The organism is Acinetobacter sp. TG2027, assembly GCF_000302435.1.
Classification (GTDB): Bacteria; Pseudomonadota; Gammaproteobacteria; order Pseudomonadales; family Moraxellaceae; genus Acinetobacter; species Acinetobacter pittii.
The window spans coordinates 1-25,200 of sequence record NZ_AMJN01000061.1; the positions used below are offsets into that span (position 1 = coordinate 1).

General features: G+C 40.9%; 26 protein-coding genes. 19 read left to right on the forward strand and 7 right to left on the reverse strand.

Features of this window, described 5'->3' with window-relative positions; genetic code table 11:
* The first annotated feature begins 57 nt into the window (after positions 1 to 57).
* Genes B806_RS0118075 through B806_RS0118150 form a run of 16 tightly spaced genes read left to right on the forward strand, consistent with a single transcriptional unit; the run spans position 58 to position 15,420 of the window.
* A complete protein-coding gene (locus B806_RS0118075; protein ID WP_000125719.1) occupies positions 58 to 588 on the forward strand; it encodes a septation protein IspZ in 531 nt (176 codons plus the stop codon).
* 9 nt (positions 589 to 597) lie between these two features.
* Positions 598 to 2,256 (forward strand): AMP-binding protein, encoded by a 1,659-nt coding sequence (locus B806_RS0118080; protein ID WP_017385741.1) that lies wholly within the window; start codon positions 598 to 600, stop codon positions 2,254 to 2,256.
* A 2-nt stretch (positions 2,257 to 2,258) separates the two neighbouring features.
* Positions 2,259 to 2,999 carry a glycosyltransferase family 2 protein gene (locus tag B806_RS0118085; protein ID WP_017385742.1) on the forward strand — a complete coding sequence of 247 codons (741 nt, stop codon included), beginning with the start codon at positions 2,259 to 2,261 and terminating at the stop codon, positions 2,997 to 2,999.
* A 2-nt stretch (positions 3,000 to 3,001) separates the two neighbouring features.
* Positions 3,002 to 3,928, forward strand: coding sequence for an acyltransferase (locus B806_RS0118090; RefSeq protein ID WP_017403317.1), 927 nt, complete (start codon positions 3,002 to 3,004; stop codon positions 3,926 to 3,928).
* A 1-nt stretch (position 3,929) separates the two neighbouring features.
* Positions 3,930 to 5,465 carry an aromatic amino acid ammonia-lyase gene (locus tag B806_RS0118095; protein ID WP_017403318.1) on the forward strand — a complete coding sequence of 512 codons (1,536 nt, stop codon included), beginning with the start codon at positions 3,930 to 3,932 and terminating at the stop codon, positions 5,463 to 5,465.
* A gap of 9 nt (positions 5,466 to 5,474) precedes the next feature.
* Positions 5,475 to 5,903 carry an acyl-CoA thioesterase gene (locus tag B806_RS0118100; RefSeq protein WP_000542808.1) on the forward strand — a complete coding sequence of 143 codons (429 nt, stop codon included), beginning with the start codon at positions 5,475 to 5,477 and terminating at the stop codon, positions 5,901 to 5,903.
* Positions 5,903 to 6,532 carry an outer membrane lipoprotein carrier protein LolA gene (locus tag B806_RS0118105; protein WP_017403319.1) on the forward strand — a complete coding sequence of 210 codons (630 nt, stop codon included), beginning with the start codon at positions 5,903 to 5,905 and terminating at the stop codon, positions 6,530 to 6,532. Before B806_RS0118100 ends, B806_RS0118105 begins: the two co-directional genes overlap by 1 nt.
* Positions 6,507 to 8,822: an exporter gene (locus tag B806_RS0118110; RefSeq protein ID WP_017403320.1), complete on the forward strand. Its 2,316-nt coding sequence runs from the start codon at positions 6,507 to 6,509 to the stop codon at positions 8,820 to 8,822. Before B806_RS0118105 ends, B806_RS0118110 begins: the two co-directional genes overlap by 26 nt.
* Positions 8,823 to 8,851: 29 nt before the next feature.
* A complete protein-coding gene (locus B806_RS0118115; RefSeq protein WP_017385747.1) occupies positions 8,852 to 10,147 on the forward strand; it encodes an NAD(P)/FAD-dependent oxidoreductase in 1,296 nt (431 codons plus the stop codon).
* 2 nt (positions 10,148 to 10,149) lie between these two features.
* Positions 10,150 to 10,695, forward strand: a complete 546-nt coding sequence (locus B806_RS0118120) for a DUF3261 domain-containing protein (protein ID WP_017385748.1) — start codon at positions 10,150 to 10,152, stop codon at positions 10,693 to 10,695.
* Complete coding sequence (locus tag B806_RS0118125) at positions 10,692 to 11,894, forward strand: beta-ketoacyl-[acyl-carrier-protein] synthase family protein (protein WP_017385749.1); 1,203 nt, start codon at positions 10,692 to 10,694, stop codon at positions 11,892 to 11,894. The genes B806_RS0118120 and B806_RS0118125 overlap by 4 nt, the downstream gene beginning before the upstream one ends.
* Positions 11,894 to 12,319, forward strand: a complete 426-nt coding sequence (locus tag B806_RS0118130; RefSeq protein WP_000762337.1) for a 3-hydroxylacyl-ACP dehydratase — start codon at positions 11,894 to 11,896, stop codon at positions 12,317 to 12,319. Before B806_RS0118125 ends, B806_RS0118130 begins: the two co-directional genes overlap by 1 nt.
* A gap of 23 nt (positions 12,320 to 12,342) precedes the next feature.
* Positions 12,343 to 13,068 (forward strand): 3-ketoacyl-ACP reductase FabG2, encoded by a 726-nt coding sequence (locus B806_RS0118135; RefSeq protein ID WP_000198397.1) that lies wholly within the window; start codon positions 12,343 to 12,345, stop codon positions 13,066 to 13,068.
* Positions 13,068 to 14,294 carry a beta-ketoacyl-ACP synthase gene (locus B806_RS0118140; RefSeq protein ID WP_017385750.1) on the forward strand — a complete coding sequence of 409 codons (1,227 nt, stop codon included), beginning with the start codon at positions 13,068 to 13,070 and terminating at the stop codon, positions 14,292 to 14,294. The genes B806_RS0118135 and B806_RS0118140 overlap by 1 nt, the downstream gene beginning before the upstream one ends.
* Before the next feature lie 11 nt (positions 14,295 to 14,305).
* Positions 14,306 to 14,740, forward strand: a complete 435-nt coding sequence (locus B806_RS0118145) for a hypothetical protein (protein WP_017385751.1) — start codon at positions 14,306 to 14,308, stop codon at positions 14,738 to 14,740.
* A gap of 23 nt (positions 14,741 to 14,763) precedes the next feature.
* Entirely contained in the window at positions 14,764 to 15,420 is a 657-nt protein-coding gene (locus B806_RS0118150; protein WP_017385752.1) for a 4'-phosphopantetheinyl transferase superfamily protein, read from the forward strand.
* A 70-nt stretch (positions 15,421 to 15,490) separates the two neighbouring features.
* Here B806_RS0118150 and secB read toward each other — a convergent pair whose 3' ends face one another.
* The 4 genes from secB to rsgA form a co-directional block, all read right to left on the reverse strand.
* Positions 15,491 to 15,949, reverse strand: coding sequence for a protein-export chaperone SecB (gene secB / locus B806_RS0118155; protein WP_002115005.1), 459 nt, complete (start codon positions 15,947 to 15,949; stop codon positions 15,491 to 15,493).
* A 27-nt stretch (positions 15,950 to 15,976) separates the two neighbouring features.
* A complete protein-coding gene (gene grxC / locus B806_RS0118160; protein WP_002114715.1) occupies positions 15,977 to 16,234 on the reverse strand; it encodes a glutaredoxin 3 in 258 nt (85 codons plus the stop codon).
* An 11-nt stretch (positions 16,235 to 16,245) separates the two neighbouring features.
* Positions 16,246 to 16,662 carry a rhodanese-like domain-containing protein gene (locus tag B806_RS0118165; RefSeq protein WP_000443006.1) on the reverse strand — a complete coding sequence of 139 codons (417 nt, stop codon included), beginning with the start codon at positions 16,660 to 16,662 and terminating at the stop codon, positions 16,246 to 16,248.
* A 98-nt stretch (positions 16,663 to 16,760) separates the two neighbouring features.
* Positions 16,761 to 17,822 carry a ribosome small subunit-dependent GTPase A gene (gene rsgA / locus B806_RS0118170; protein ID WP_017385753.1) on the reverse strand — a complete coding sequence of 354 codons (1,062 nt, stop codon included), beginning with the start codon at positions 17,820 to 17,822 and terminating at the stop codon, positions 16,761 to 16,763.
* 125 nt (positions 17,823 to 17,947) lie between these two features.
* Here rsgA and orn point away from each other — a divergent pair, with 125 nt between their 5' ends.
* From orn to B806_RS0118185, 3 genes are all read left to right on the forward strand, one after another.
* Entirely contained in the window at positions 17,948 to 18,514 is a 567-nt protein-coding gene (orn, locus tag B806_RS0118175) for an oligoribonuclease (protein WP_000099436.1), read from the forward strand.
* A 155-nt stretch (positions 18,515 to 18,669) separates the two neighbouring features.
* The gene (locus tag B806_RS0118180; protein WP_017385754.1) at positions 18,670 to 19,401 is read left to right on the forward strand and encodes a Bax inhibitor-1/YccA family protein; all 732 of its coding nucleotides are present in this window, start codon (positions 18,670 to 18,672) and stop codon (positions 19,399 to 19,401) included.
* Between the two features lie 137 nt (positions 19,402 to 19,538).
* The gene (locus tag B806_RS0118185; RefSeq protein ID WP_031944198.1) at positions 19,539 to 20,342 is read left to right on the forward strand and encodes an enoyl-ACP reductase; all 804 of its coding nucleotides are present in this window, start codon (positions 19,539 to 19,541) and stop codon (positions 20,340 to 20,342) included.
* Positions 20,343 to 20,410: 68 nt separating this feature from the next.
* Here B806_RS0118185 and B806_RS0118190 read toward each other — a convergent pair whose 3' ends face one another.
* Genes B806_RS0118190 through B806_RS0118200 form a run of 3 tightly spaced genes read right to left on the reverse strand, consistent with a single transcriptional unit; the run spans position 20,411 to position 25,165 of the window.
* The gene (locus B806_RS0118190) at positions 20,411 to 21,805 is read right to left on the reverse strand and encodes an efflux transporter outer membrane subunit (RefSeq protein WP_079380923.1); all 1,395 of its coding nucleotides are present in this window, start codon (positions 21,803 to 21,805) and stop codon (positions 20,411 to 20,413) included.
* A gap of 22 nt (positions 21,806 to 21,827) precedes the next feature.
* Entirely contained in the window at positions 21,828 to 23,822 is a 1,995-nt protein-coding gene (locus tag B806_RS0118195; protein ID WP_017385757.1) for a MacB family efflux pump subunit, read from the reverse strand.
* Positions 23,823 to 23,824: 2 nt separating this feature from the next.
* Positions 23,825 to 25,165 (reverse strand): MacA family efflux pump subunit, encoded by a 1,341-nt coding sequence (locus tag B806_RS0118200; protein ID WP_017385758.1) that lies wholly within the window; start codon positions 25,163 to 25,165, stop codon positions 23,825 to 23,827.
* Between the last annotated feature and the right edge of the window lie 35 nt (positions 25,166 to 25,200).

Consider the following 25,200-nt stretch of genomic DNA (forward strand, 5'->3'; position numbering starts at 1 on the left):
GATTAAAAGATCATTTATAAAAAATGGAACTTACACAAAATAATTTACAGGCTCATAATGACGGCACTTTTTGTGCTGTATCCCTTTATTGTGGGCTGGAGTTTGAGTCACGGCCAATTTGTCTGGGTGAGTGCTTTACTCATCGGGTTGGGTGTGATCAGACTTTTTAGCAAAGGCAACTCGTTATTATGGCCATTAACGGGTTTTGCCATCGTTTGCGGTAGCCTGAGTTTATTGTCACATGACCATGCTTGGCTAAAGCTATATCCAGTGGGTATGAGTTTAGGTGCATTAATTATTTTTGCGCTGACGCTCATTAAGCCGCCGTCTATGATTGAGCGCTTTGCCCGACTCGTTGAACCTGATTTACCTGCTTCCGGTGTACAGTGGACCAGACAGGTCACCAAAGTTTGGTGTGTTTTCTTTTTTTGTAATGCATTGATTGCTTTAAGCACTGTGCTTTTTACCTCAACTCAGGTTTGGGTCATTTATAATGGCTTTATTTCTTATGTGCTGATGGGCATTTTGTTCCTTGGTGAATTTATTTTGCGTAAGCGACATCAGCGTTTACATTCTTCAAATCATTAATTAAAAACTATGTATTGCCATTTTCAGAAATTCATCGATTCAGCTCAGCCACTTTGTATAGACGGTACTCTAAACTCGACCAGTTTTAATCAATTTTGGCAAGATGTGGCATTACAAGCTGCTGCAATTGCTCAAATGGAAAATCTAACTTGGGCTTTATGGGAAGCGGATAGTTATGAATTTCTGGTTTTATTCTTTGCTGCTTTGTTAGCGAAAAAGCAAATACTTTTGCCACCCAATCGAGTGCGTGAATTAGAACAGGATTTTTCAGCACAGCAGATCTATTTTTTAAAGCGTCAAGAAATTGGAGAGGTTGTTCCTTTATCTTTAATGTTAGACGATACTTTTTTAGAGCAGGCTCAACTCTATTTTTATACTTCGGGTTCAACTGGGGAACCTAAAAAAATTCCACGAACACTTAGACAATTACTTAACGAAGTCCAAGGGTTGAGTCAGAGTTTTAGCTTTGATGAACATGCAACTGCGATTGCAACAGTTAGTCATCAACATATTTATGGATTACTGTTTAAATTACTACTACCACTTGCTACAGGTCGAAGTTTTTATAATCCTCAAATGGCATTCCCTGAAGATGTGGTACAAGCCCAAAAACAATTAGAAACAATAGGGTTAAGTAATTATTTGATCTCAAGTCCTGCTTTATTAAAACGCTGGACAACCGATGTTGTTTTACAACACTGCCAGATGGTCTTTAGTTCCGGGGGCAAGCTAGAAAGTGGTGTTCGTCCTTTACTAAATCGTCCGATTATTGAAGTTTTGGGAAGTTCGGAAACTGGTGGTATTGCCCATCGTGCTAAAGATGAAGATGCTTGGACTGCATTTAGTAATGTGGCTATTCGTATTGAAGAGCAACAGCTTATGGTCAAGAGTAATCATGCCTTTGAGAATAGCTGGATTACCACAGGTGATGGTGCGGTATGGACAGATACAACATGTCAGATCTTTAAGCTGATGGGACGTACAGATCGAATTGTAAAACTTGAAGAAAAACGTTTAAGTCTAGATGCGATCGAGCAAAGCATCCAAGCTTTAGATGTCGTAAAGCAATGCCATGTATTGGTATTTGAACATGAGCAACGCCAAATGTTGGGTTGTATTGTCGTTCTAACAGAACAAGCTCGTGAACAGTTACAGCAACAGGGTAAATCAGCTTTTGTTAACCATTTAAAACAACAATTAAAAGACAGCTTAGAAACGATCGCAATTCCACGTCAGTGGCGTTTCCTCAGTCAGTTACCACAAAATACTCAGTCTAAACTCAATAAAAACTATTTGAAAACTCTATTTAAGCCTATGTTGCAACCCGTGGTGCTGTCACAGTCTCAAAATTCAGATGATCACATTTGGGAATTAGAATTTCCACCTGAGTTGGCTTGTTTTAAAGGGCATTTCCCAACACAACCCATTTATCCTGGGGTTGGGCAAATAGGCTTTTTACAACACTTTGCTAAATCAATTTGGTCTGATTTGAGCTGGTGTCAGGGATATGAGCAGTTAAAATTCCAAAACCTGATTCGCCCTTATGCTGTAGTACAACTCAAGTTTTCTCGAAAAGAGCATAAAGTGAGTTTTGAACTACGTGATTCAGAACAAATTCTGGCTTCAGGGCGATTATTATTTGCTTTGCAAACGGAAGTAGAGGGTTAAAAATGCAGACCAATTACGGCTTTGTTGTTCCGGTTTATAACCATCCACATTATTTAGCAGATTTAATTTCTTATCTGAACAGTTTTGATCTACCGATTGTTCTGGTCAATGATGGCAGTGATGCTTCATGTAGCCAAATTTTAAAAGTGTTGGCAGAGCAATATTCCCAAATTCATCTTATTGAGCATGAGGTGAATAAGGGTAAAGGTCAGGCAGTCATGACGGGATTACGTGCGGCCTATGAGCTTGGTTTAAGCCATGCATTACAACTCGATTCGGATGGTCAACATTGCTGGGATGACATTCCAAAATTTATTGAGCAGTCTCGGCAGCATCCCGATTCAATGGTAATTGGTCAGCCATACTTTGATGCCTCTATTCCTAAAAAGCGCTTATATGGCCGTTACATTACTCATTTTTGGGTCTGGTTAAATAGTTTATCTTTTGAAATTAAAGATAGCATGTGCGGGTTTCGCGTATATCCGCTCGAGAGCACGATAAAGGTGTTGAATAGTGCTAAATTTCAGCCGCGTATGGGTTTTGATAGTGAAATTTTAGTACGTTTAAAATGGGAAAATACCCCTTTTATTAATGTACCAACACCTGTGGTTTATCCAGAGCAGGGTATTTCTCATTTTCATGCTTGGCGAGATAACTTAGGGCTAAGCAAAGCGCATGCAACCTTGTTTATGGGCATGCTGATTCGCTTACCGAAGCTATTAAAACAAAAGCTGCAAGGTTGATTATGACAGATTCAGCTTCACCAAAATGGAATGACATTAAAGAGCGAGGCGGGATGTTGCCCCTCATGCTGATGTTATGGTTTTACCGTTTTGGTGGACGTTGGTTATGCAAGTTTGTGATGTACTTCGTCATCATGTGGTACTGGTTATTTGCTGTCACAGCAAGGCAGGCCTCCTTACTTTATTTACAAAAACTGCATCATTTTGCTGGATCGCAGTCTCCCTTTAGCCACCAACCAAATTGGACAAATAGCTATGCGCATTTCATGCAATTTGGCGAATGTATTTTAGATAAGATTGAGGGTTGGCTAGGTAATATTCCCGAACAGGAACTGCAAGTTTTTGGACATGAAAACTTCTCACAGCATTATCAAAAAGGTGCTCTGATTATTGTCTCTCACTTTGGCAATATTGAATTGCTTCGAGCCATTAAGTCAGAGCATCCGCAGAAAATTAATGTGCTGGTTTACCAAAAGCACGCGATAAAATTTAATGAGTTTTTGAAAAAAATAAATGATAAGGCAGATGTGTGTCTTTTATCAGTTGATGAGCTGGGTATTGAAACTGCCATGCTGCTGCAAGACAAAATGCAGCAAGGTGAGTGGGTAATTTTGGCGGTAGACCGAGTACCTGTGCAGTCAGATCGTGTACAGCATGTTGATTTTTTAGGAGAGTCAGCAGCTTTCCCACAAGGTGCATGGATTTTAGCAAATTTACTTAAAGTGCCTGTTATTGCTGTGTTTTGCTATCGGGTGCAGCAGCATTTTCAAGTGCATATTCATTCAATTGCCGAGCAGATAAATTTACCTCGCGCTAACCGTATTGAAAGTATGCAAACCATCACTAAGACATACGTTGCCGTACTAGAACAGCATTGTCTGCGTGCCCCTTATCAATGGTTTAATTTTTATAATTTTTGGACGAAATAACATGCGTGTGCTAACCGTAGGTGAACAGCCACTGAGTATTGAAGATGTCGTTTCTGTAGCCAGAGGCGAATGTCAGGTTGCTTTACCAGAAACGTCTGAGTGGCGTGAACTAATTCAGAAAGGCGCTGATTTTCTCGATCAACTCCTTGAAGAAGAAGGGGTTATCTACGGTGTGACTACGGGTTATGGTGACTCATGTTTGGTTGAAGTGCCATTAAATCAGGTCAATGAACTACCGCTGCATCTTTCACGTTTTCATGGTTGTGGTTTAGGTGAAAATTTAGATGTCATCACTGCACGTGCAGTAGTTGTGACACGTTTATGTTCGTTAGCTCGTGGTTATTCTGGTGTGTCGATAGCATTACTTGAGCGCTTGGTTTGGTTGCTGAACGAAAATGTAATTCCAGTCATTCCCTCTGAAGGTTCAGTCGGGGCAAGCGGGGATTTAACGCCTTTGTCTTACATTGCGGGAACTTTAGTCGGTGAGCGTGATGTGTATGTTGATGGGAATATTGTTCCAGTTGCTCAGGTGTATGCTGAAAAAGGCTTGCAGCCTTTAACGCTCAGACCAAAAGAAGGTTTGGCGCTCATGAACGGCACAGCGGTGATGACGGCAATTGCTTGTCTAAACTATAAAAAAGCAGAGCAAATTGCACTTGCAAGTACTTTAATTACTGCTCTAAATGTATTGGCTTTGGAAGGTAACCCTAGTCATTTTGATGAAGTCCTGTTTGCACAGAAGCCCCATCCGGGACAGCAACACATTGCCAAGCAATTACGTGACTGGCTGAATAGTGAAGTACAAACAGCACATCAAAGCCCACGTTTGCAAGACCGTTATTCGCTTCGTTGTGCACCGCATATTATTGGTGTGTTTGAAGACTCAAAAGTATGGTTACGTCAGTTCATTGAAAATGAGTTGAACTCAAGTAATGACAATCCATTGATTGATCCTGTAGGGATGCGTGTATTGCATGGCGGTCATTTTTACGGTGGACATATTGCACAGGCAATGGATAGCTTAAAAATTATGATTGCCAATATTGCTGATTTGATGGACAGACAAATTGCACAGTTGGTTGACCACAAAATGAATCATGGTTTGCCACGTAATTTAACAGGTGCGACAGCTGAACGTTTACCACTGAATCATGGTTTTAAAGCGGTACAAATTGGGGTGTCGGCGTGGACGGCTGAAGCCTTGAAAAATACTTTGGCAGCTTCAATTTTTTCACGTTCAACCGAATGTCATAACCAAGACAAAGTCAGCATGGGAACCATTGCTGCTCGTGATGCTAGCCGCGTGATTACCCTGACACAGCAAGTCATTGCAGCGCTGTGCTGTGCAAGTGTGCAGGCAATTCATCTGAAAGGCCTCACCACACAGTTAAGTCCAACATTGCAGGCATTTATGCAATGGACCTTACAAAGCTTTGCATTTGTCGAAGAAGACCGACCATTACAAACTGAATTACAACAGATTGTTGATCGTTTAGACCAATTTGAATTGTTTAATCAACCTGAATTTATGGGATAAGGTGAGCCAATGCATGCAGATGTAATCATTGAAATTCCATTTCATGATGTCGATACCATGAATGTGGTTTGGCATGGACACTATTTAAAATATTTTGAGATTGCGCGCTGTAAATTGCTCGATCAATTTCATTACAACTATATGCAGATGAAAGAATCGGGCTATGCATGGCCTGTGATTGAAAGCCATGTTCGCTATGCATACGGTATTGAGTTTGAACAAAAGATTCGGGTTCGGGCCATTTTAAAAGAATGGGAAAACCGTTTGAAAATCGATTATTTGATTTTTGATGCTGAGTCTGGGAAACGTTTAACTAAAGGTTATACCACACAGGTTGCGGTGAATATTGAAGCACGTGAAATGTGTTTCCAGTCGCCTCAAGTTTTGTTTGATCGTTTAAATGCATGGTCTGAGTTTCAACCGAAGAGGAATGCGTGATGTCTAAATTCATCAAAACTTTAGGTTTAGGTGCTGCTGTTTGGATGAGCAGTTTAAGTGCGGTCTATGCAGCGCCAACACAGATCACTCAAATTTTTCAGCAATTGTCACAGTCTCCTACGGTTCGTGCTGATTTCGAACAGCAAAAAAAATTGCCATCGTTAAATAAAACTTTTGTATCGAACGGCTCTTTATTGTTCTCAAAATCTTATGGTGTAGCATGGCAAATCAAACGACCTGTGCAAGCAGATTTGATCGTTACCCCAACCAAATTGGTACAGAAAACTCAGCGTACATTTAGCCAAATACAAGTTGATCAATCGCCATATAGTTCGGTCGCGACTTTATTCTTACAGCTCATGTCTGGTAATGAACAGGCTTTGGCAAAGAATTTTAATGTAGTAAGTGCGAATTATAGTCCAGCGGGTTGGAGCATGAGCTTAACTCCGAAAAGTAGCTTGTTTAAAAAGTTATTTGTGCGTGTTGATGCTCAAGGACAACAGTATGTTAATCAAATCGTGATTACCGAGAAAGCGAATAATTTAACGACCATTCGCTTTAGTCATCAGACTTCTCAACCGACGAATCTAACGGCTGCTGAGCATGCGATTTTCCAACTGGCAAAATAAGTTCACCGCGCTTTGGTTAATTGCTCTGCTACTGATTGCGGTGGGGCTTGGCGTGACGTGGCTGAATAAAGATATTCATATTCAGACCAATATTTTTGCGTTATTGCCTAAAGTTCAGCAAGACCCAGAACTTGCACGTACTCAGCAATACATGAATGAGCAACTCAACAATAAAGTATTTGTGGTGGTAGATGCCAAAGATGAGACTGCAATACAACAAGCGACTCATTTCTTAACAGCGCAGGCCAAGCAAAGCCAGTTGTGGCAACCGCTGAAGCCACAACTTGATTTTGATCAATTTGCAAAACAGTTGTATCAACATCGAGCAGGATTGTTGAGTACTCAAGATCAAGCCTTATTGCAAAAAAAGGACTATGCTGCGCTGACTGAACAAAGTCTGATGCAGATGATGAGTCCAGGCATGCCTGTCACTGCTGAATCACTTAAGCAAGACCCGCTATTATTGTTCCCTCGTTATGCCATGCAGTTGGCAACCCCGTCGCAACAAGATATTGAAATGGAGCAGGGCTTTGCCACGATTCATCATGAACAAGGTATCTCTCGGCTTTTCGTATTACAGTTGACGCAAAGTCCATACAATATTGATTATCAAGAACAGACCTCTACTTGGATTGAGCAAACTAAGCAAAAGCTAGCTGCAATGGGATTAAAATCTCATTGGACTGGAACTATTTTATTTTCAAATTTTGGTACGCAATCGGCTAAACAGGAAATCTCAACTATTGGTGTTGGCTCGACACTAGGCTTAATTTTTCTGGTTTGGTTCGGCTTTCGCTCACTGAGACCTTTGGCAACCGAGTTTATTGCAGTTTCGACTGGAAGCTTTGTGGCATTTGCCGTGACCCACTGGATGTTTGGTGGAATTCACCTGATGACATTAGTGTTTGGTGCGAGTCTGATTGGTGTCTGTGTCGATTTTTCATTTTATTTTATGGCGATGCAATCGCAGCATAGAACGCTTGGTGGTTTTCAAATTTTAAAACCGCTATTACCAAGTTTGTTTATGGGTTTAATGACCACATTAGTTGCATACATATTTTTGAGTTTTACCCCATTTCCAGGATTTAAGCAGATTGCGGTCTTTTCAATTGTAGGATTAACTGCGGCGTGGATCAGTAGTGTACTGCTATTACCAAGATTACCTGCGCTCAATGCTCAGCCAGCAATAAAAGCTTTATCGTGGATTGGACAAGCACGCTTATGGTTTCAACAGCGTGCCAAAGTTCGTTATAGCTTGATTGCAGTCATTTTAGCAGTAGGTACTTCGAGTCTTTTCTATCTTAAAAGTAACGATGATATTCGTAATTTACAAGGTATGGACACGAGTTTGAAGCAGCAGGACCAAGCGGTTCGTGAGCAATTTGGTCAGCAACAAAGTAGTGATTATTTTGTGGTGCGTGCAGCATCTGCAAATGAAATGCAGCAACAAGAGCAGCAACTGATAGGGCAATTACAACAGTTGCAAACAAACGGAAAAATCAGTGCATTTCAAGCTTTAGGTCAATGGATTCCACCATTGGCAGAGCAGCAAAATAATCTACAACTATTAAGAAATATTCCAAAAGCGACTTTGCAGCAATATGCACAAAGTATGGGCCTAAATATCACTGATGTTTTACAGTGGCAACAGCAACTAGCGGCACAACCGTTATTAGATTTTTCAGTATTTAAAGATCACCCTTTAGCTTTTTTACAATCTCAAGCCAATGAGCGATTAGTTATGGTGACAGGGGTGAAACAACCTGACGCATTAAAGCAACTACAGAATGAGCATATACATTTCCAGCAACCGATTATCGAAATGTCGCAAATGTTTGCTGAACATCGAGTGCAGGCCCAACATCTTCTGATTTATGCCTTAATTGGTCTGGCAGTTGGTTTAGCACTTATTTATGGACTAAGTTCGATTGTGCCTTTGGTTTTGCCAGTCAGTTTGGCTTTAATAAGCACTTTTGCTGTTCAGGCATGGTTAGGTGTCGAGATTAACCTATTTAGTATTATGGCAACTTTTCTGATTATCGGAATTGGAGTTGACTATGCAATATTCTATCGACATGGACATGATCATCCACAAGTAGTTGGAATGGCATTATTTTTATGTATGATGTCGACCTTACTCGGCTTTGGATTACTTTCATTTAGCCATACTTACGCAATTCATTGTTTTGGTTTAACGGTTTTATTCGGGGTTATTTTCTCGTTTATTTATGCGACTTTATTAACCCCTGCAGATGAAAAACATATCGTGAATTTACAAGACCATTCATAATTTGAATAAATTAAAAAGGAAGTTGTGCTATGAGCACTATAGAAAAAATTGATGTCGTGATTATTGGGGCTGGGCCATCAGGTAGTTCTGCTGCTGCACTTCTTCAAAAAAAGGGCTATACCGTTACGGTCATTGAAAAACAGCATTTCCCTCGTTTTTCGATTGGTGAATCATTGCTACCACAATCTATGGCATTTTTAGAAGAGGCTGGTTTATTAGAAACGGTCCGTGAGCATGTTGAACAATATGCTTTTCAATTTAAAAATGGTGCGGCTTTTTTACGTGGCAAACAGTATAGCTTTTATGACTTTACAGAAAAATTTACGGATGGTCCGGGCACAACTTGGCAAGTTCGCCGTGCTGATTTTGACAACTTACTAGCAAAACAGGCTCAAGCTTATGGTGCTGATATACGCTTTGGGCATGAAGTTTTAGATGTTGATGTTGCATATGAACAGCCTGTACTAACTGTATTAGATGAAGAACAACAGCGTTATCAGATTCAAACTAAATTTTTGTTAGATGCGAGTGGCTTTGGGCGAATTTTGCCAAAGTTATTAGATCTAGAAAGTCCATCAAATTTTCCGGTACGACGTGCGTTGTTTACCCATATTGAAGACGGAATTACGGATGATCCAGAATTTGACCGTAATAAAATTTTAATTACTGTCCATGAAAAAGATCATCGTGCATGGTATTGGCTGATTCCATTTGCAGATGGACGAGCTTCTTTCGGTGTCGTTGCAGAACAAGATTTTTTTGACAAATACACTGTCGAAAATGCTGAAGATAATGAGCCTGAGGCAATGTTTAAGCGTATTTTGGCCGATGAACCAAGCTTGTCACATGTCTTGCGCCGTGCAAAGTTTGATACGCCAGTGCGGACCTTGGTGGGCTACTCAGCGAATGTAAAACACTTGGCAGACCGCAACTATGCGCTATTAGGTAATGCGGGTGAGTTTCTTGATCCAGTCTTTTCATCAGGTGTGACGATTGCTCTTAAATCTTCAAGTTTGGCGGTTCCTTTGGTTGAACGAGTTTTGCAAGGTCAGCAAGTCGACTGGTTAGAAGAATATGAAAAACCATTACGCTGTGGTATTCAGGTGTTTCGTGCCTATGTTGAATCATGGTACGAAGGTGAGTTCCAAGATGTGGTGTTTTCGCAAAATCAGAATGAAGGCATTCGCCGTATGATTTCTTCATTATTGGCTGGTTATGCGTGGGATGAAAAAAATCCAATCCATAAAAATGCCAAACGTAGACTCAGCACTTTAGCAGAATATTGTCGTGAAGGCTTGGCGCAAGAACAGGTACTTGAGGGATAACCATGCAACGCAAATGGGCAACGATATTACTCAGTAGCTTGATATTTTTAAATGGTTGTCAGGTTATGCCACATGCCAAAGGATTGCAAAGTCCACTATGGCAGGCTCAGACTTATCAAAGACAAGATCAGGTTGAGGTCCAGTGGAAGCAGCAAAGTTTTAGCTTCTTGCTATATCAACAGCAAAAGGGTGCTGTACTAGATATGGTTGCTTTGAGCCTGACAGGTCAGCAATTATTTAAGTTACAGTTTGATGGGCATCGGGTTCATGTTGAACAACGTATTGATCAAATGCGTTTATTGCCTTTTGAGTTTGTGGTACGTGATCTTTTGTTTGCGACATATCCTCAATTTTCACAGTTAGGGCAGCAAGCCGTAGAGATGAAACAACAAGCTGGCATGCAGGTTATTTATATCGAAAAGCAGCCTGTGTTACAGCTTAAACAGGGACAAGGAAGCATTGAATTGATTAATGAACAAGTCCCTTATACCATGACGCTGAGTTCGATTGAGAACACCTTGCAGACAGAAGAAAGCCCTACGCCATGAAACATTTACCTTCAGCAAATGCAGCTCCAATGGCAGTAGGCATACAATTTAGTGTTGGTTTATCTGCATTAGGCAGCGAACTTAATCAAATTAAACAGGCATTACAACAGCCGCAGCAAACCTTGAATTTGCGAGATGATTTAATCGCTGATCGTGATGTTTGGGTGGGACAATATACGCATCCATTATGTTCGAGCGTACCTGATACTTTACAGTCTGTAGATTCACGTAATCTACGCTTTGCATTAACCGCATTATCTGAAATTGAAACAGAGTTAAAAGCCTATACGGCATCCTTTGAAAATAAACGTTTGGCGATTGTGGTGGGCACATCGACTTCTGGTATTGCAGATAATGAACTCTTACTTAAGCAATATTTTCAAGGGCAAACAGATCTATCGATATCACACTATCCCCAAGAAATGAGCTGTTTAGCGAAAGCATTACAGCAGTACTTAGGATGGGAAGGGCCAGCATATACGATTTCAACAGCTTGTTCTTCAAGCGCTAAAGCATTAGCCGCAGGGCAGAGATTACTTCACGCAGATTTAGCCGATGTTGTGTTAGTCGGTGGCGTCGATACCTTGTGTAAGTTGACTCTAAATGGGTTTAATAGCCTAGAAAGTTTATCTGAACATATTTGCCAACCCTGCGGTCTAAACCGTGATGGTATTAATATTGGTGAAGCCGCTGCGTTTTTTGTACTAAGTAAAGAACAAGCACCTGTCATGTTAATGGGGGCGGGTGAGTCCATGGATGCATGGCACATTTCAGCCCCGCACCCTGAAGGTAAAGGTGCCGCTTTAGCTATGCAACGTGCATTAGATATGGCACATATTTCCGCTCAAGAGGTGGGTTATATCAATTTGCATGGAACAGCAACTCCACAAAATGATGCAATGGAAATTAAGGCTGTAAGACAAGTTTTTGGTGATTACCAAGTTGCTTTAAGTAGTACAAAACATAAAACGGGACATTGTCTCGGTGCAGCGGGTGCCATAGAAGCTTTTGTTTGTGAACAAGTTTTAAAAGATCAAAGTTGGTTGCCTTTACATCAAAGTGTTGAGATTGATCCAGATTTGGCTGACCAAAACTATGTGCAAAATGCCGAACTAAAACAGCCCATCCGCTATATCATGAGTAATTCTTTCGCTTTTGGGGGAAGTAATATTAGTCTTGTTTTTGGAGTGAAGCCCTAGTGAAACTAGATGCAATTCAATATATTCCTCATGAGCAACCGATGGTATTTATTGACCATTTAACCGAGGTTGCGGAAGGGCGAGCGCAAGCAGAACTCACGATTACGCCAGAGCTGATGTTTTGTGAAGCAGAAGGTTTGCCGACATGGGCAAGCATTGAAATTATGGCCCAAACGATTAGTGCTTATTCAGGCTGGCAAGGTCAGCAGTCAAAACAAGCACCAAAAGTCGGTTTTTTATTGGGAACGCGTAAATTAAATTTACCGATCCCTTATTTCGCCTTAGGTTCACGATTGATCATTCAAATAGAACAACAATATTTTCATGAAGGACTTGGGCAATTTTCCTGTGAAATTCAATATGCTGAGCACTGCATTCAGGCAACCTTAAGTGTATTTGAGCCAACAGAATCACCATTTGAATAACCACAAAGAATTAGGAATACATTGTGACAAGACGAATTTTAGTAACAGGTTCAAGTCGAGGAATTGGGAAAGCGATTGCATTACAACTAGCAAAGGCTGGTTTTGATGTGACCGTACATGCACGTTCGCGTCAGGCAGAGGCTGAGCAAGTCGTACAAGAGATTCAAGCATTAGGACAAAATAGCCATTATCTAATGTTTGATGTAAATGAACGCCAGACGGTTCAACAAATTCTAGAACAAGATGTAGAGCAGCATGGTGGATTCTATGGCGTTGTATTGAATGCAGGTCTTACTCATGATGGTGCTTTTCCTGCGTTAACAGATCAAGATTGGGATGAAGTTATTTCAACCTCATTAGATGGTTTTTATAATGTTTTAAAACCACTCATCATGCCAATGATTCACTTACGCAAAGGTGGCCGTATTGTCACTTTATCTTCTGTGTCTGGAATTATGGGTAATCGTGGACAGGTCAATTACAGCGCTGCAAAAGCAGGTCTGATTGGTGCGACCAAAGCCTTAGCACTCGAATTGGCGAAGCGAAAAATTACTGTGAACTGTGTAGCTCCTGGACTGATCGAAACCGAAATGGTGACAGATGAAGTCAAAGAACATGCGCTTAAAATGATTCCGTTGCAACGCATGGGACAGGTTGATGAAGTGGCGAGCGTAGTGAAATTCTTGTGTTCAGATGAAGCTTCGTATGTAACTCGACAGGTGATCTCTGTGAATGGGGGATTGATCTGATGAAACGTGTTGTTGTGACAGGAATGGCAGGAATTACCTCTTTAGGTGAAACTGCCGATGACATCTTTGCGCGATTTGAAGCTGCTAAAAGCGGTATTCGCTACATGCCGGAGTGGGAGCAATATGTTGACCTTCGGACCAAGCTTGCTGGGCCTGTTGAAACATTTCATGTTCCAAAATATTTTAACCGTAAGGTTACCCGTGGGATGGGACGTGTAGCGCTCATGTCTGTGGTTTGTGCCGAAACTGCTTTACAAAATGCTGGTTTGCTCGGGCATGAAATTTTGTCTAGTGGCGAAGCGGGTGTTGCCTTTGGGTCTTCTGCGGGTAGCGTAGATGCCGTGGGTGAGTTTGCAAGCATGTTGCTTCACCAGAGCATGAGTAAGATTAATGCCACCACTTATATTCGTATGATGGCCCACACCAGTGCGGTGAACATGACTGTATATTTTGGTCTAAAAGGATTAACTTTACCTACCTCAAGCGCATGTACCTCTGGTTCCATGGCAATTGGGCAAGCTTATGAAGCAATCAAATATGGCAAACAACAGGTCATGATTGCGGGTGGTGCAGAGGAACTCAGTGTGGCAGGTGCAGCGGTTTTTGATGTATTGTTCGCGACCAGTGGAATGAATGATCAACCTGAAAAAACACCACGACCATTTGATGCTAAACGAGATGGATTAGTGATTGGTGAAGGGGCAGGGTGTTTAATTCTCGAAGAATATGAACATGCCAAAGCACGAGGTGCTCATATTTATGCAGAAGTGATTGGCTATGGTAGCAATACCGATGGTCAACATGTAACTCGTCCTGAATCAGAAATGATGGGGCGCTGTATGGAGTTAGCGCTTAAAGATGCATCTGTAGAGGCTAAAGACATTGCTTATGTGAATGCGCATGGTACCTCAACTGATCAGGGCGATGTGGCAGAGAGCCAAGCCACTGCAAAAGTTTTAGGCTATAAACCAATCAGCTCTTTAAAGAGTTATTTTGGACATACGCTGGGGGCGTGTGGGGCTATTGAAGCTTGGTTAAGCATCGAAATGATGAATCGTGGCCGTTTTATTCCAACTTTAAATCTAGATGAAATCGACCCGCTATGTGGTGAACTAGATTATATCGTTCAGCAGCCGAGAAATTTGGATGCTGACATTATTATGAGCAATAACTTTGCTTTTGGTGGAATTAATACTTCGCTTATTTTTAAACGTGTTAAACAATAAGGAACACAACAATGTTAAATAAAAAACTTTTATTTATAGCAATGCTAAGTGCGGGTTTTACTGCCACTGTTCAGGCTGGAGATGAAGTACATCAGTTAAATTTTAAAGAAGCTGTAGACCGTGCGGTTGCAGATGGGACTTTGGATGGTTCGGTAAAGTTTTATTTAAAGGGTACAAAGTCTGGTGGTAAAGTTATTCAAAAAGATGCTGTGACGAATAAAAAGACCAATGGTTTTGGTAAGTCGGCAGCAACTTCTTGTGACTGGGTTTTGCGTTCAGCACTAATCCAAATGCAAAACAATGCCAAAGCACAAGGGGCAAACGCCGTGACCAATATTGTGAGCTATTTTAAAGCCAATGAAACAACGAGTACGACAACTTACGATTGCTATAAAGGCACCATGATGGCGGGTGTTGCTTTAAAAGGCGATGTCGTTAAATTCTAATAATTTTTAGTAAGGTCGAGATAATGTCTAAGCGCAAAATTGAAGTCTATACACAGGCATTATCTCAGCTTCTTTTAAAGTCTAAACAAGATTTTCCAGACTTCCGTTCATTTAATCATTATAAAAAACAACAAATACAGAGTGTCAGAAATCGACTGATTGCAGAGAAACTCCAACTCACGTCAATGGAATTGGAGTTTGCCAAGCATGAACATGGTAAACCTTATTTGTTAAATCACACTTTGCATTTTAATCACTCACATAGCCAACAATACTACGCTTTAGCCATGAGCGAACAAGTTAAAGATATTGGGGTAGATGTTGAGGAACTGGATCGAAATGTACGCTTAGATGCTTTAGCAAAACATGCCTTTCATCCCGATGAATATGAAACATGGCTAAGCTTAGAACAAAATAGAGAATATTGGTTCAAAGTCTGGACCACTAAAGAAGCCGTTTTAAAAGCTTCAGGACTAGGCATACGCCTAGATTTAAATACATTAAATACTCAGGCACATCCTACCGATCATGGTGGAATCTGTTCTCACCCACTTAATGGGACATTTGCTTATCAGAATTTTATTGTTGGTAATATGATATTAACTGTTGCATGGCGTTCAGAGTTATCTTGCCGTGGTTTTCAGTTTCCGTCTATTCAGCTTCATTCACTTGATCTTTAAGAATCTAAATAGCACACATAAAAAAACCGCGTAATACGCGGTTTTTTTATTAAAAGGAAAAGCTAAAAAATTAAGCTTGACCTTCAACAGCAGCAGCTTGAGCGCGTTGCATATTCGCTTCAAACTCTGCATCAAAATTGATTGGAGTAAGAAGTAACTGTGGGAAGCTACCTTTAGTTACTAAATCATTTACAGCTTCACGTAAGAACGGGAACAAAATATTTGGGCAGTATGCGCCTAAAATATAAGGTAAACGCTCTTCTTCAATGTTGTCGATCAAGAAAATACCTGATTGAGTTACATCTACAATGAATGCTGTTTCGTTGTCGTTATCGGCTTGTACCACAACTTTTAAAGAAACTTCAAAGTGAGTCGGGTCAATCTTTTCTGCAGCAGAAGAAAGATTGATATTAAGTTCAGGTTGCCATTGTTTTGTGAAAACCTGCGCCCCAGGAACCTCAAAAGAAATATCTTTTGTATAAATACGCTCTAAAGCTAATTGTGGTTGAACTTGTTGTTCTTCGCTCATTGTTTTTTCCTTAATATGGATGCGATGTTAAGCCAATAATTCGTCGAGTTTACCTTCACGCTCTAAAGCATAAAGTTGGTCAAAACCACCGATAAACTGATCGTTAATGAAAATTTGTGGGACAGTACGATGATTTGTGCGTTGCATTAATTCAACACGTACTTCTGGTGCTTCAACAGAAAGATTTACTTCTTTATAAGCAACACCTTTACGCTCAAGTAACTGTTTAGCACGAACACAATACGGGCATACAGAAGTTGAGTAAACAATGACATTTGCAGCCATGATAATTCTCCTTAAGCTTTTGGTTTGCTTTTAACAAGAGGTAAGCCTTGTGCTTTCCAGTTACTAATACCACCATCAAGACGATAGCTATCGTGGTGAGCAACTTTTTGCAAAGCACTTCCAGCAACTTGCCCCAAGTTGCAAATAAATACCAGTGGACGGTCACTTGCTTTTAATTCGTCAGCATGACTTGCGATTTGGCTATACGGAATATTGCGACTGCCACTAATGTGACCTTCGCGGAAATCTTTGCTATCGCGTAAGTCAATCAAAAGAGCATTTTTCGCTTTCACTAAAATACCAAGCGACTGTGGAGAAATTTTACGACCATTACGTTGACCTTCAAAAATGAAGAACAACACGATCAAGACTCCGAGCGTACCAAACAAAATGGGGTGATTCCCCATAAACTCTAACCAGCGTTCCACAAGTCACCTAAAAAAATTAAAAAACAAAATTGACCTAGAGTATAGCGTATATAGATGGTGATCAAAATCACCACTTCAAGGGCAAATAGGGCAGAAAATCAGTTTTTTTGCTGCGCTTCTTGAATCTCATCGATTAAACGCAAAAAGCTATCTAAACGTCTTGGCAAAATTTCACCCGCTTCAACGGCCTGTTTAAGCCCACAATTCTTTTCATGAGTATGTGTGCAATTACGGAATTGGCAAGATCCTAGATGTACGGCAATGTCAGGAAAGCCCATACGAATTTTTTCTAAATCGAGATGCCAAAGCCCAAACTCACGAATTCCCGGAGAATCAATTAAGGCACCATTTTTACCGAAGTTGATTAAGCGCGTAGAGGTTGTCGTATGTTGTCCAAGTGCAGAGTTTTCAGAAATAACATTGGTTTTTTGCTCTGCATCTGGAATGAGCACATTAATTAAAGAGCTTTTCCCTACGCCTGACTGGCCTACAAATGCTACGGTTTCACCATCTAAACGCTCAGATAAAGCAGAGATATCTCCCTTCTTAGACTGACAAATCATCACCTCATAACCCAACGTTTTATATTCTTCTAATAGGGTAAGAATTGGGTCATTTTCAGTGAGTAAATCAGACTTATTGAGGACCAAAAGAGCAGGAATGTTTGCATCTGCACAAGCGACTAAATATCGATCAATTAACGTTGGAGCTGGTTCAGGAAGCGGTGAAAATACAATCACAATCAAACTGATATTCGCGGCCACTGGTTTAACTTTGTGATAGCGGTCAGGGCGGGTAAGTAAAGATGTACGTGGGTGAATGGCTGTAATAATGCCTAAACCCGTATTTGGGTCTGCCTGCCATTTAACACGATCACCCGTTACAAGTAACTCGAGATTAGTTCGAGTATGGCAACGCCAAACGCTATGGAGCTCGATCGGTTTCCAGAATGGTTCTGGTTCTCCTTCGGCAACTTGTGGTTTTTCTGGGTGATGCTCAGGTACAGAGAGAGCTTGTACTTCAAGTTGACGGCCATAATGTTGTACAACGAGTCCATCTAGATCCTGTGAAGTATCGATCTCTTCTTGGCGAGTTTTATGCTGTTTTTCAATACGACGTTGCTGTTGTTCAGTTAAACGACGCTTACGAATTAAAGCCATTCATATCCCAAAAAAACCATTGTTTGAAGACCGCAAAAATAGCATGAAGCGGCTATAGAATTACAGCGCGGAAGCAAGAAATTTGCTACTATTGATGTTTTTACGGCATTTTAGAACGTACATTCATGAGCAGTACTTTAAATACACGATTAATTTGGATTGATCTGGAAATGACCGGATTAGATACCGATAATGACCAAATTATTGAAATCGCAACAATTATTACAGATGATCATTTAAATGTACTTGCCGAAGGTCCAGTTTTGGCTATTCATCAACCTGATCGTATTTTAAATGCAATGGATGAATGGAACACTCGTCAACATGGGCAGTCTGGTCTGATTGAACGAGTTCGTCGTAGTAAGTTAACAGCCCGTGATGCTGAGTTACAAACTTTAGAATTCCTAAAAAAATGGGTGAATCCAAAAGTTTCACCAATGTGCGGTAACTCAATTTGTCAGGATCGCCGTTTCTTACACCGTCTTATGCCTGAACTTGAGCAGTATTTCCACTATCGTAATCTTGATGTATCTACGGTAAAAGAGCTTTCAAAACGCTGGCGCCCTGAAATTATGAGTGGCCTGAAAAAGAATGCATCACATTTGGCAATGGATGATATTCGTGACTCAATTTCAGAGTTGAAATATTACCGTGAATATTTCTTTATTATGAATACTGATGGTAAAGATTGATTACGTTGTAGACGTGATATAAAAGGGAGGCTCATGCCTCCTTTTTTTATTGCATAAAGGACATTGTTACAATAATGCCGATCGCCTGATTTGGCTTTCATATTCATTTTGCTTAAAATGATGTTTTAAATTTTTATTATAAAAAGAGAGCATTTATGCAAAGTAATAACCCGATACTGACGCGTGTTGAAACGGTCAGTGACTATAGTCAACCGATGACTGTGCAAGGTGCGATTCAAAAATCTGTTATGTTGACTGTCATTGCAGCTGCGGTGGGTGTCGCTTTATTTTTCTATGCAGCCTTTACTGCAAATGTTGGTATTGCTTACGCGGCTTCAATTGTAGGTGCAATTGGTGGTTTGGTTTTAGCTTTAGTTACAACCTTTAAACCAACGACTGCGCCAACCTTGGCAATCCCGTATGCCTTATTTGAAGGGGCTTTTTTAGGTGGTATTTCGTTTACTTTCCAGTTGAAATACCCAGGTGTTCCACTTCAGGCTTTATTAGCAACTTTCGTTACGACTTTGGTGATGTTTGGTTTATATAAATTCCAAATTATCCGCGCAACTGAAAAGTTTAAGTCAGTTGTAATCTCTGCATCTTTAGCGATCTTTATTGTATTTATTGTGCAGATGGTCATGCGTTTAGCATTTGGTTCAAGTGTTCCTTATATTTTTGAAAGTAACTGGTTAGGCATTGGTTTTGCTGCATTCGTCGCGGTCATTGCTTCGCTTAACCTGATTTTAGATTTTGATTTAATCGAAACTAATGCAGCATATCGTGCACCAAAATTCATGGAATGGTTGTGTGGTATCGCATTACTTGCAACTTTAGTATGGATGTATATTTCTTTCTTACGCTTACTGGGCTTATTGTCTGACGACTAAGATTGAATTCATCTAGAAGTCGCTCCTCATCAGGAGCGATTTTTTTTCGTGCGATTTTTGAAAAAAGATGCATTATGCAATTTCGAAAACTTCTGAATATTGGCATTATGCTTGAAATTGTTTTGAGTGAGATCGGCATGACACAAGGACTTTTAGCAGGTAAGCGCTTTTTGATTGCAGGCGTTGCTAGTAAATTATCAATTGCTTTTGGTATTGCCCAAGCATTACACCGTGAAGGTGCAGAGCTTGCGTTTACTTATCCAAACGAAAAATTAAAAAAACGTGTGGATGAATTTGCTGAGCAATTCGGTTCTAAGCTTGTGTTTCCATGTGATGTTGCTGTTGATGCTGAAATTGATAATGCATTTGCAGAACTTGCAAAACATTGGGATGGTGTAGACGGTGTTGTACACTCAATTGGCTTTGCACCTGCACATACACTTGACGGTGACTTCACTGACGTGACTGACCGTGAAGGTTTTAAAGTTGCTCATGACATCAGTGCATACAGCTTTGTTGCAATGGCACGTGCTGCAAAACCTCTATTACAAGCTCGTCAAGGTTGTTTATTAACTTTGACTTACCAAGGTTCTGAGCGCGTTATGCCTAACTACAACGTAATGGGTATGGCAAAAGCTTCTTTAGAAGCTGGTGTTCGCTATTTAGCATCAAGCTTAGGTGTTGACGGTATTCGCGTAAATGCGATTTCTGCGGGTCCAATCCGTACTTTAGCTGCTTCTGGTATTAAATCTTTCCGTAAAATGTTAGATGCCAATGAAAAAGTTGCGCCGTTAAAGCGTAATGTAACTATTGAAGAAGTAGGTAACGCAGCGTTATTCCTATGCTCACCTTGGGCTTCGGGTATTACTGGTGAAATTCTATATGTAGATGCTGGTTTCAATACTGTAGGTATGAGCCAATCTATGATGGATGACGAATAAGTTTTAAAATTTATTCAGCTATAAAAAAGCCGTAGTTGAAGGACTACGGCTTTTTTAATTGGTACAAGTTATTGCGGCAGTTCTTTTACAGGGGAACCACCTAAAGCTTGCATGAGGGTGACATACGCGTTGTATTGGCTTTGCTTGGTTTCAACGAGGCTTAAGCGAGCAGTACGTGTGGTTTGTTGTGCATCGAGAAGAGTCTTTAATGCAACAGCACCATAACGGTAGCGGACTTCGGTTAGACGTTCAGTTTTTTCTGCAAGTTCAACATTACGCTCTTGTAACGCTACTTGTTTGTCGAGTTCGGTACGACTCGATAAAGCATTTTCTACGTCAGCAAAAGCCTGATAAAGCGTTTGACGATATTGAATAATCGCTTTTTCATAATCCAGTTTGCTAATCGCGATATCTTTCTTCATATCGTTATATTGCAAAAACGGTAAGCTTAAACTTGCACCAAGCGTGAGAGCAGGGTTACGTAATAACTCCGTTAACGATGTGCTGCTTGAGCCTAGACTGCTGGTTAAGCTAATCGACGGGTAGTAGCTCGCCTTAGTAGCATCTTTAGTTGCTAATGCTTTTCTTAAGCGTAGCTCACTTGCTTGCAAATCAGGGCGGCGCGATAAAATATCGGCAGGTAAACCAGCACCAATTGCAGGTAGAGCAGTGCGTGGTAAACGCTTTGGCTCTTGAATATTTAATTGCTGTAATGGTTCATGCAATAACACTGCAATAGCCGTACGTGTTTCAACCAATTGTTGTTCAATCTGGCTTAAACTCGCTTTCTGGCTTTGTACCGATTGTTCTGCTTGAGTCAGATCTACACCTGAAACAGCACCAGCTTTATATTGAATCTGCACCAAGTCATAAAGCTTTTGAGAGGTTGCTAGACTTTGCTGGGCTGTTGTGTAGCGCTCATTTAAATAACCGAGTTGCCAATAGAGTTTGGCAGTGGTTGCAATTAAACTTTGCCCCGTGGCTTGTAAGTCTTGTTCTGTCGCTAAAGCTTCCCATTTACTTGCTTCGGTTTGGCGAGCAAGCTTGCCAAACAAGTCAAGCTCATAGCTTACGCCAGCGCTCATTGATAGACCTTTAGCACTATCATCTCCCGAATTTAAATCGAAAGAATGTCCTGTAGAAACACTTGAACTGGTTCGTAAGCCTTGTTTGTTAGCTGTTAAGTCAGCTTGTAGACGGGCTTGCTTTAGAGCAATACCTGCAACTGCTAAATCACTATTACGTTCTAATACATTACTTACAAGTTGATTGAGCTGTGCATCGTTAAAGAGTGTCCACCAACGGTCAGAATATTGATTGGCAGACATGGTTTTTGTTTTTGCTGTGTCATACTGAAAACTACCCGGAACTTGTACTGCAGGTGTTTCATAAGGTGTTTTTACTACAGCTGCACATCCGACAAGAGAACCTGTGAGAAGAAGTGCTGTGCTGAGTTTAGTCATAGAGAAAGACATGCAATTTTCCTTATTCTCGAGATAGTGCGGCGACAGGGTCAAGTTTCGCGGCATTCTTGGCTGGTAAGAAACCAAAAACGACCCCAATCAGTGTTGAACAGACAAAGGCTGCAATAATTGAGGTGCTTGAATAAGCCACGCTAAAGTTACCGCCAGCAAATTTATTAATAAGTTGCCCAAGGCCAAGCGACAGTAAGACGCCAAGCACACCACCAATTAAACACACCAAAATTGCTTCAATCAGGAATTGCTGCAAAATATCACTTTGACGCGCACCTACGGCCATACGTACACCAATTTCCTGAGTACGTTCAGTCACCGAAACCAACATAATATTCATTACCCCGATACCACCAACCACCAGTGAAATTACGGCAATTGCTGAAACCAGAAGGGTCATTGTACTGGTTGTTTTCTCAATGGTTTGACGGATACTGTCACTGTTCATGGTGAAAATATCTTGTGCACCATGGCGCTGGGTTAATAAATTCACAATCGCATTTTCTGCGGCAGCAGTTGAATATTTGTCATTAATACGAACCACGATATTGCGAACATGGGTTTGCCCCAGCATACGGCTCATCACGGTTGTATAAGGCATATAGACATTTAAAGTGTCATCTGAGCCCATGCCACTCGTTTGCGGTTCTACAATGCCAATAATACGAGCAGGTACACTACCGAGCAGTACGACTTGACCGATAGGGTTGGTACCGTCACTAAAAAATTGTTTTTGAGTATTGGTATCAATGACCACATCCTGTGAGCGATCACGAACACTACGTTGATCAAAAGTTTGTCCATCTTTAAAGACCAAACCTTTCACATCGAAATAATCGTTACTCACACCATTAATGGTCGCGTTAGCTTCATTTTGTTGATAACGCATGGTTTTGGATGTACTAACGATGGGGCTAACTGCACTGACATACGGTTGAGTCATTAACGCATCGGCATCGGCAGGTACCAAGGTTTTAAAGCTTGCAGTTTTAGAGTTATCACCAAAACCGCGGCCCTGAAATACCGTAATCGTATTTGTTCCCAGACTGCTAATATTGCTTAAAATTTGCTGTTGAGAGCCTTTACCTAGCGCGACAACCGTAACAACCGATGCAATACCAATAATGATCCCAAGCATGGTTAAAAAAGTACGCATGCGGTGGGCATTCATAGACAGTAAAGCCATTTGGAAGGCTTCTGATAAACGGTCTAAAGTAGAACGCCATGCAGAAATACTTTTGCCTTTCTTCTGTTTACCTTGTAAAGCAGGCGCCGCATCAGGATCAGTCTTGATTGGTTCAGCTGCTTGATCTGGAACATTAGGGCGGTCACTAATAATCTCTCCGTCACTAATCTCAATAATACGAGTCGCATTTTTTGCAACTTGCATATCGTGGGTGACTAAAATAATAGTGTGACCTGCGGCATTGAGTTCACGCAAAATACGCATCACCTCAACACCACTATGAGAGTCAAGTGCCCCCGTCGGTTCATCTGCCAGAATAACGTCACCGCCATTCATCAGCGCACGGGCAATAGAAACACGTTGCTGCTGACCACCAGAAAGTTGGCTTGGTCTATTGAGTGTTTTTGTGCCCAACCCTAATTCAGTCAGTAGAGCGGTTGCACGTTGTTTACGCTCAGAAGGCGTAACACCAGCATAAACAGCTGGAACTTCTACGTTACCTTCGGCAGATAAGTCGCCCAGTAAGTGATAGCGCTGGAAAATAAAACCAAAATATTCACGGCGTAGTCGAGCCAGCTGATCTGGCTCAAGTTTACCTGTTTCTTGTCCATTAACCTTATAACTACCACTCGTAGGTCGGTCCAAACACCCCAAAATATTCATGAGGGTCGATTTGCCGGAACCCGACTGGCCGACAATGGCAACCAGTTCACCTTCGTAAATGGTCAGGTCAATACCTTTTAAAATTTGTATCGTGCTTTCGCCAGCAGGGAATTCCCGGACTAGATTGCTGACTTCAAGCAAAGCTTGTTTTGTCATGCTTACATTCCCATTGGGCCACTACGGCGACGGTTATTACTGCTATTCGCTGATGCAGCAGAAGTATCTGCACTATCAGCAATGACAACTTGATCACCTTGTTTTAAGCCCGCAAGAACTTGCGCATTTACACGGTTGTTAATACCCACCAAAATTTGAGTTGGTTTAGTTGTGCCATCAGCTTGTAATACACGTACAACACTTAACGTTAATTTACCTTGTTCAATTAACTGTTTTTGTTCAGCAGTCAAGTTTAGGCGTTGTAGACGAGCTCCGTTTCCTTGAGATTTTTTAGCTGCTTCAGGTGAAGAACTTGATTTATCAGATGATTGGCCTGATTTTCTTTGACCTGAAAATTGTTTAGAACTCAGTGCTGATGAAGGAACGAGTAGAGCATTTTTAGCTGAATTTAATACGATATAAACTTGTGCAGTCATATCAATACGCAATTTACCATCGGTATTTGGCACATCGAATAAGGCATTATAATAAACAGCCGAGCTTGTAGTTGAGCTTGTTGTACTGGTTGATTCGCTAGAAATTGAGTCGGGAGCAGGCTCAATTTGACGTAAAGTTGCGTAGCGCTTAGTTTCATCACCTAAAGTTGTAAAGTAAACCTGTTGTCCTTTTTCAACTTTCATAATGTCAGCTTCACTGACTTGTGCCTTAATCGTCATGTTTTGTAATTTTGCAATTTTGACAATTGTTGGCGCGCTTTGGTTTGCGTTTACGGTTTGACCTTCTTCAGTCACAATCGCGACAACTGTACCATCAGTTGGAGCAACAATACGTGTGTAACCAATATTGGTTTGTGCCGTAGATTTTGTCACTTTTGCAGATTCAATTTGTGCATCTAATGCTTTAATTTGTGCCTGAGCTGTTTTATAGCTTGCCTCGGCCGATTCTAAATCTGCACGCGGAGTTGCATCTTGCGCATACATTTGTTGCTGACGACGGTATTCAAGTTGCTTTTCATTTAAAGAAGCAACTTGTTGAAGACGCTGTGCTTCTAAATTTTTAATGTTTGCATCAGAGGTCTTTAAGCTATTTTCTTGGGTGGTTGAGTCAATTTGTGCAATGAGTTGACCTTGTTTAACCTGATCACCCAACTGTACATACATCTTTTTAACCTGACCAGATACTTGCGCACCCACACTAATCAGTTTGGTTGCATCCAGTGTACCTGTCGCAAGTACATTATTTTCAATATCCCCACGTGTTACCTCAGCAGTAATATATTGAGGTTGCTGCTCTTTAGGCTTTAAAAACTTCCAAGCTAATACAGCAATAACTGCTATACAGAGGATAATAATAACAAGTTTGATTGGCTTTATTTTTGGCATGGTGAGAGGTCGAAAAGTTTAAAATTTAATTTAGT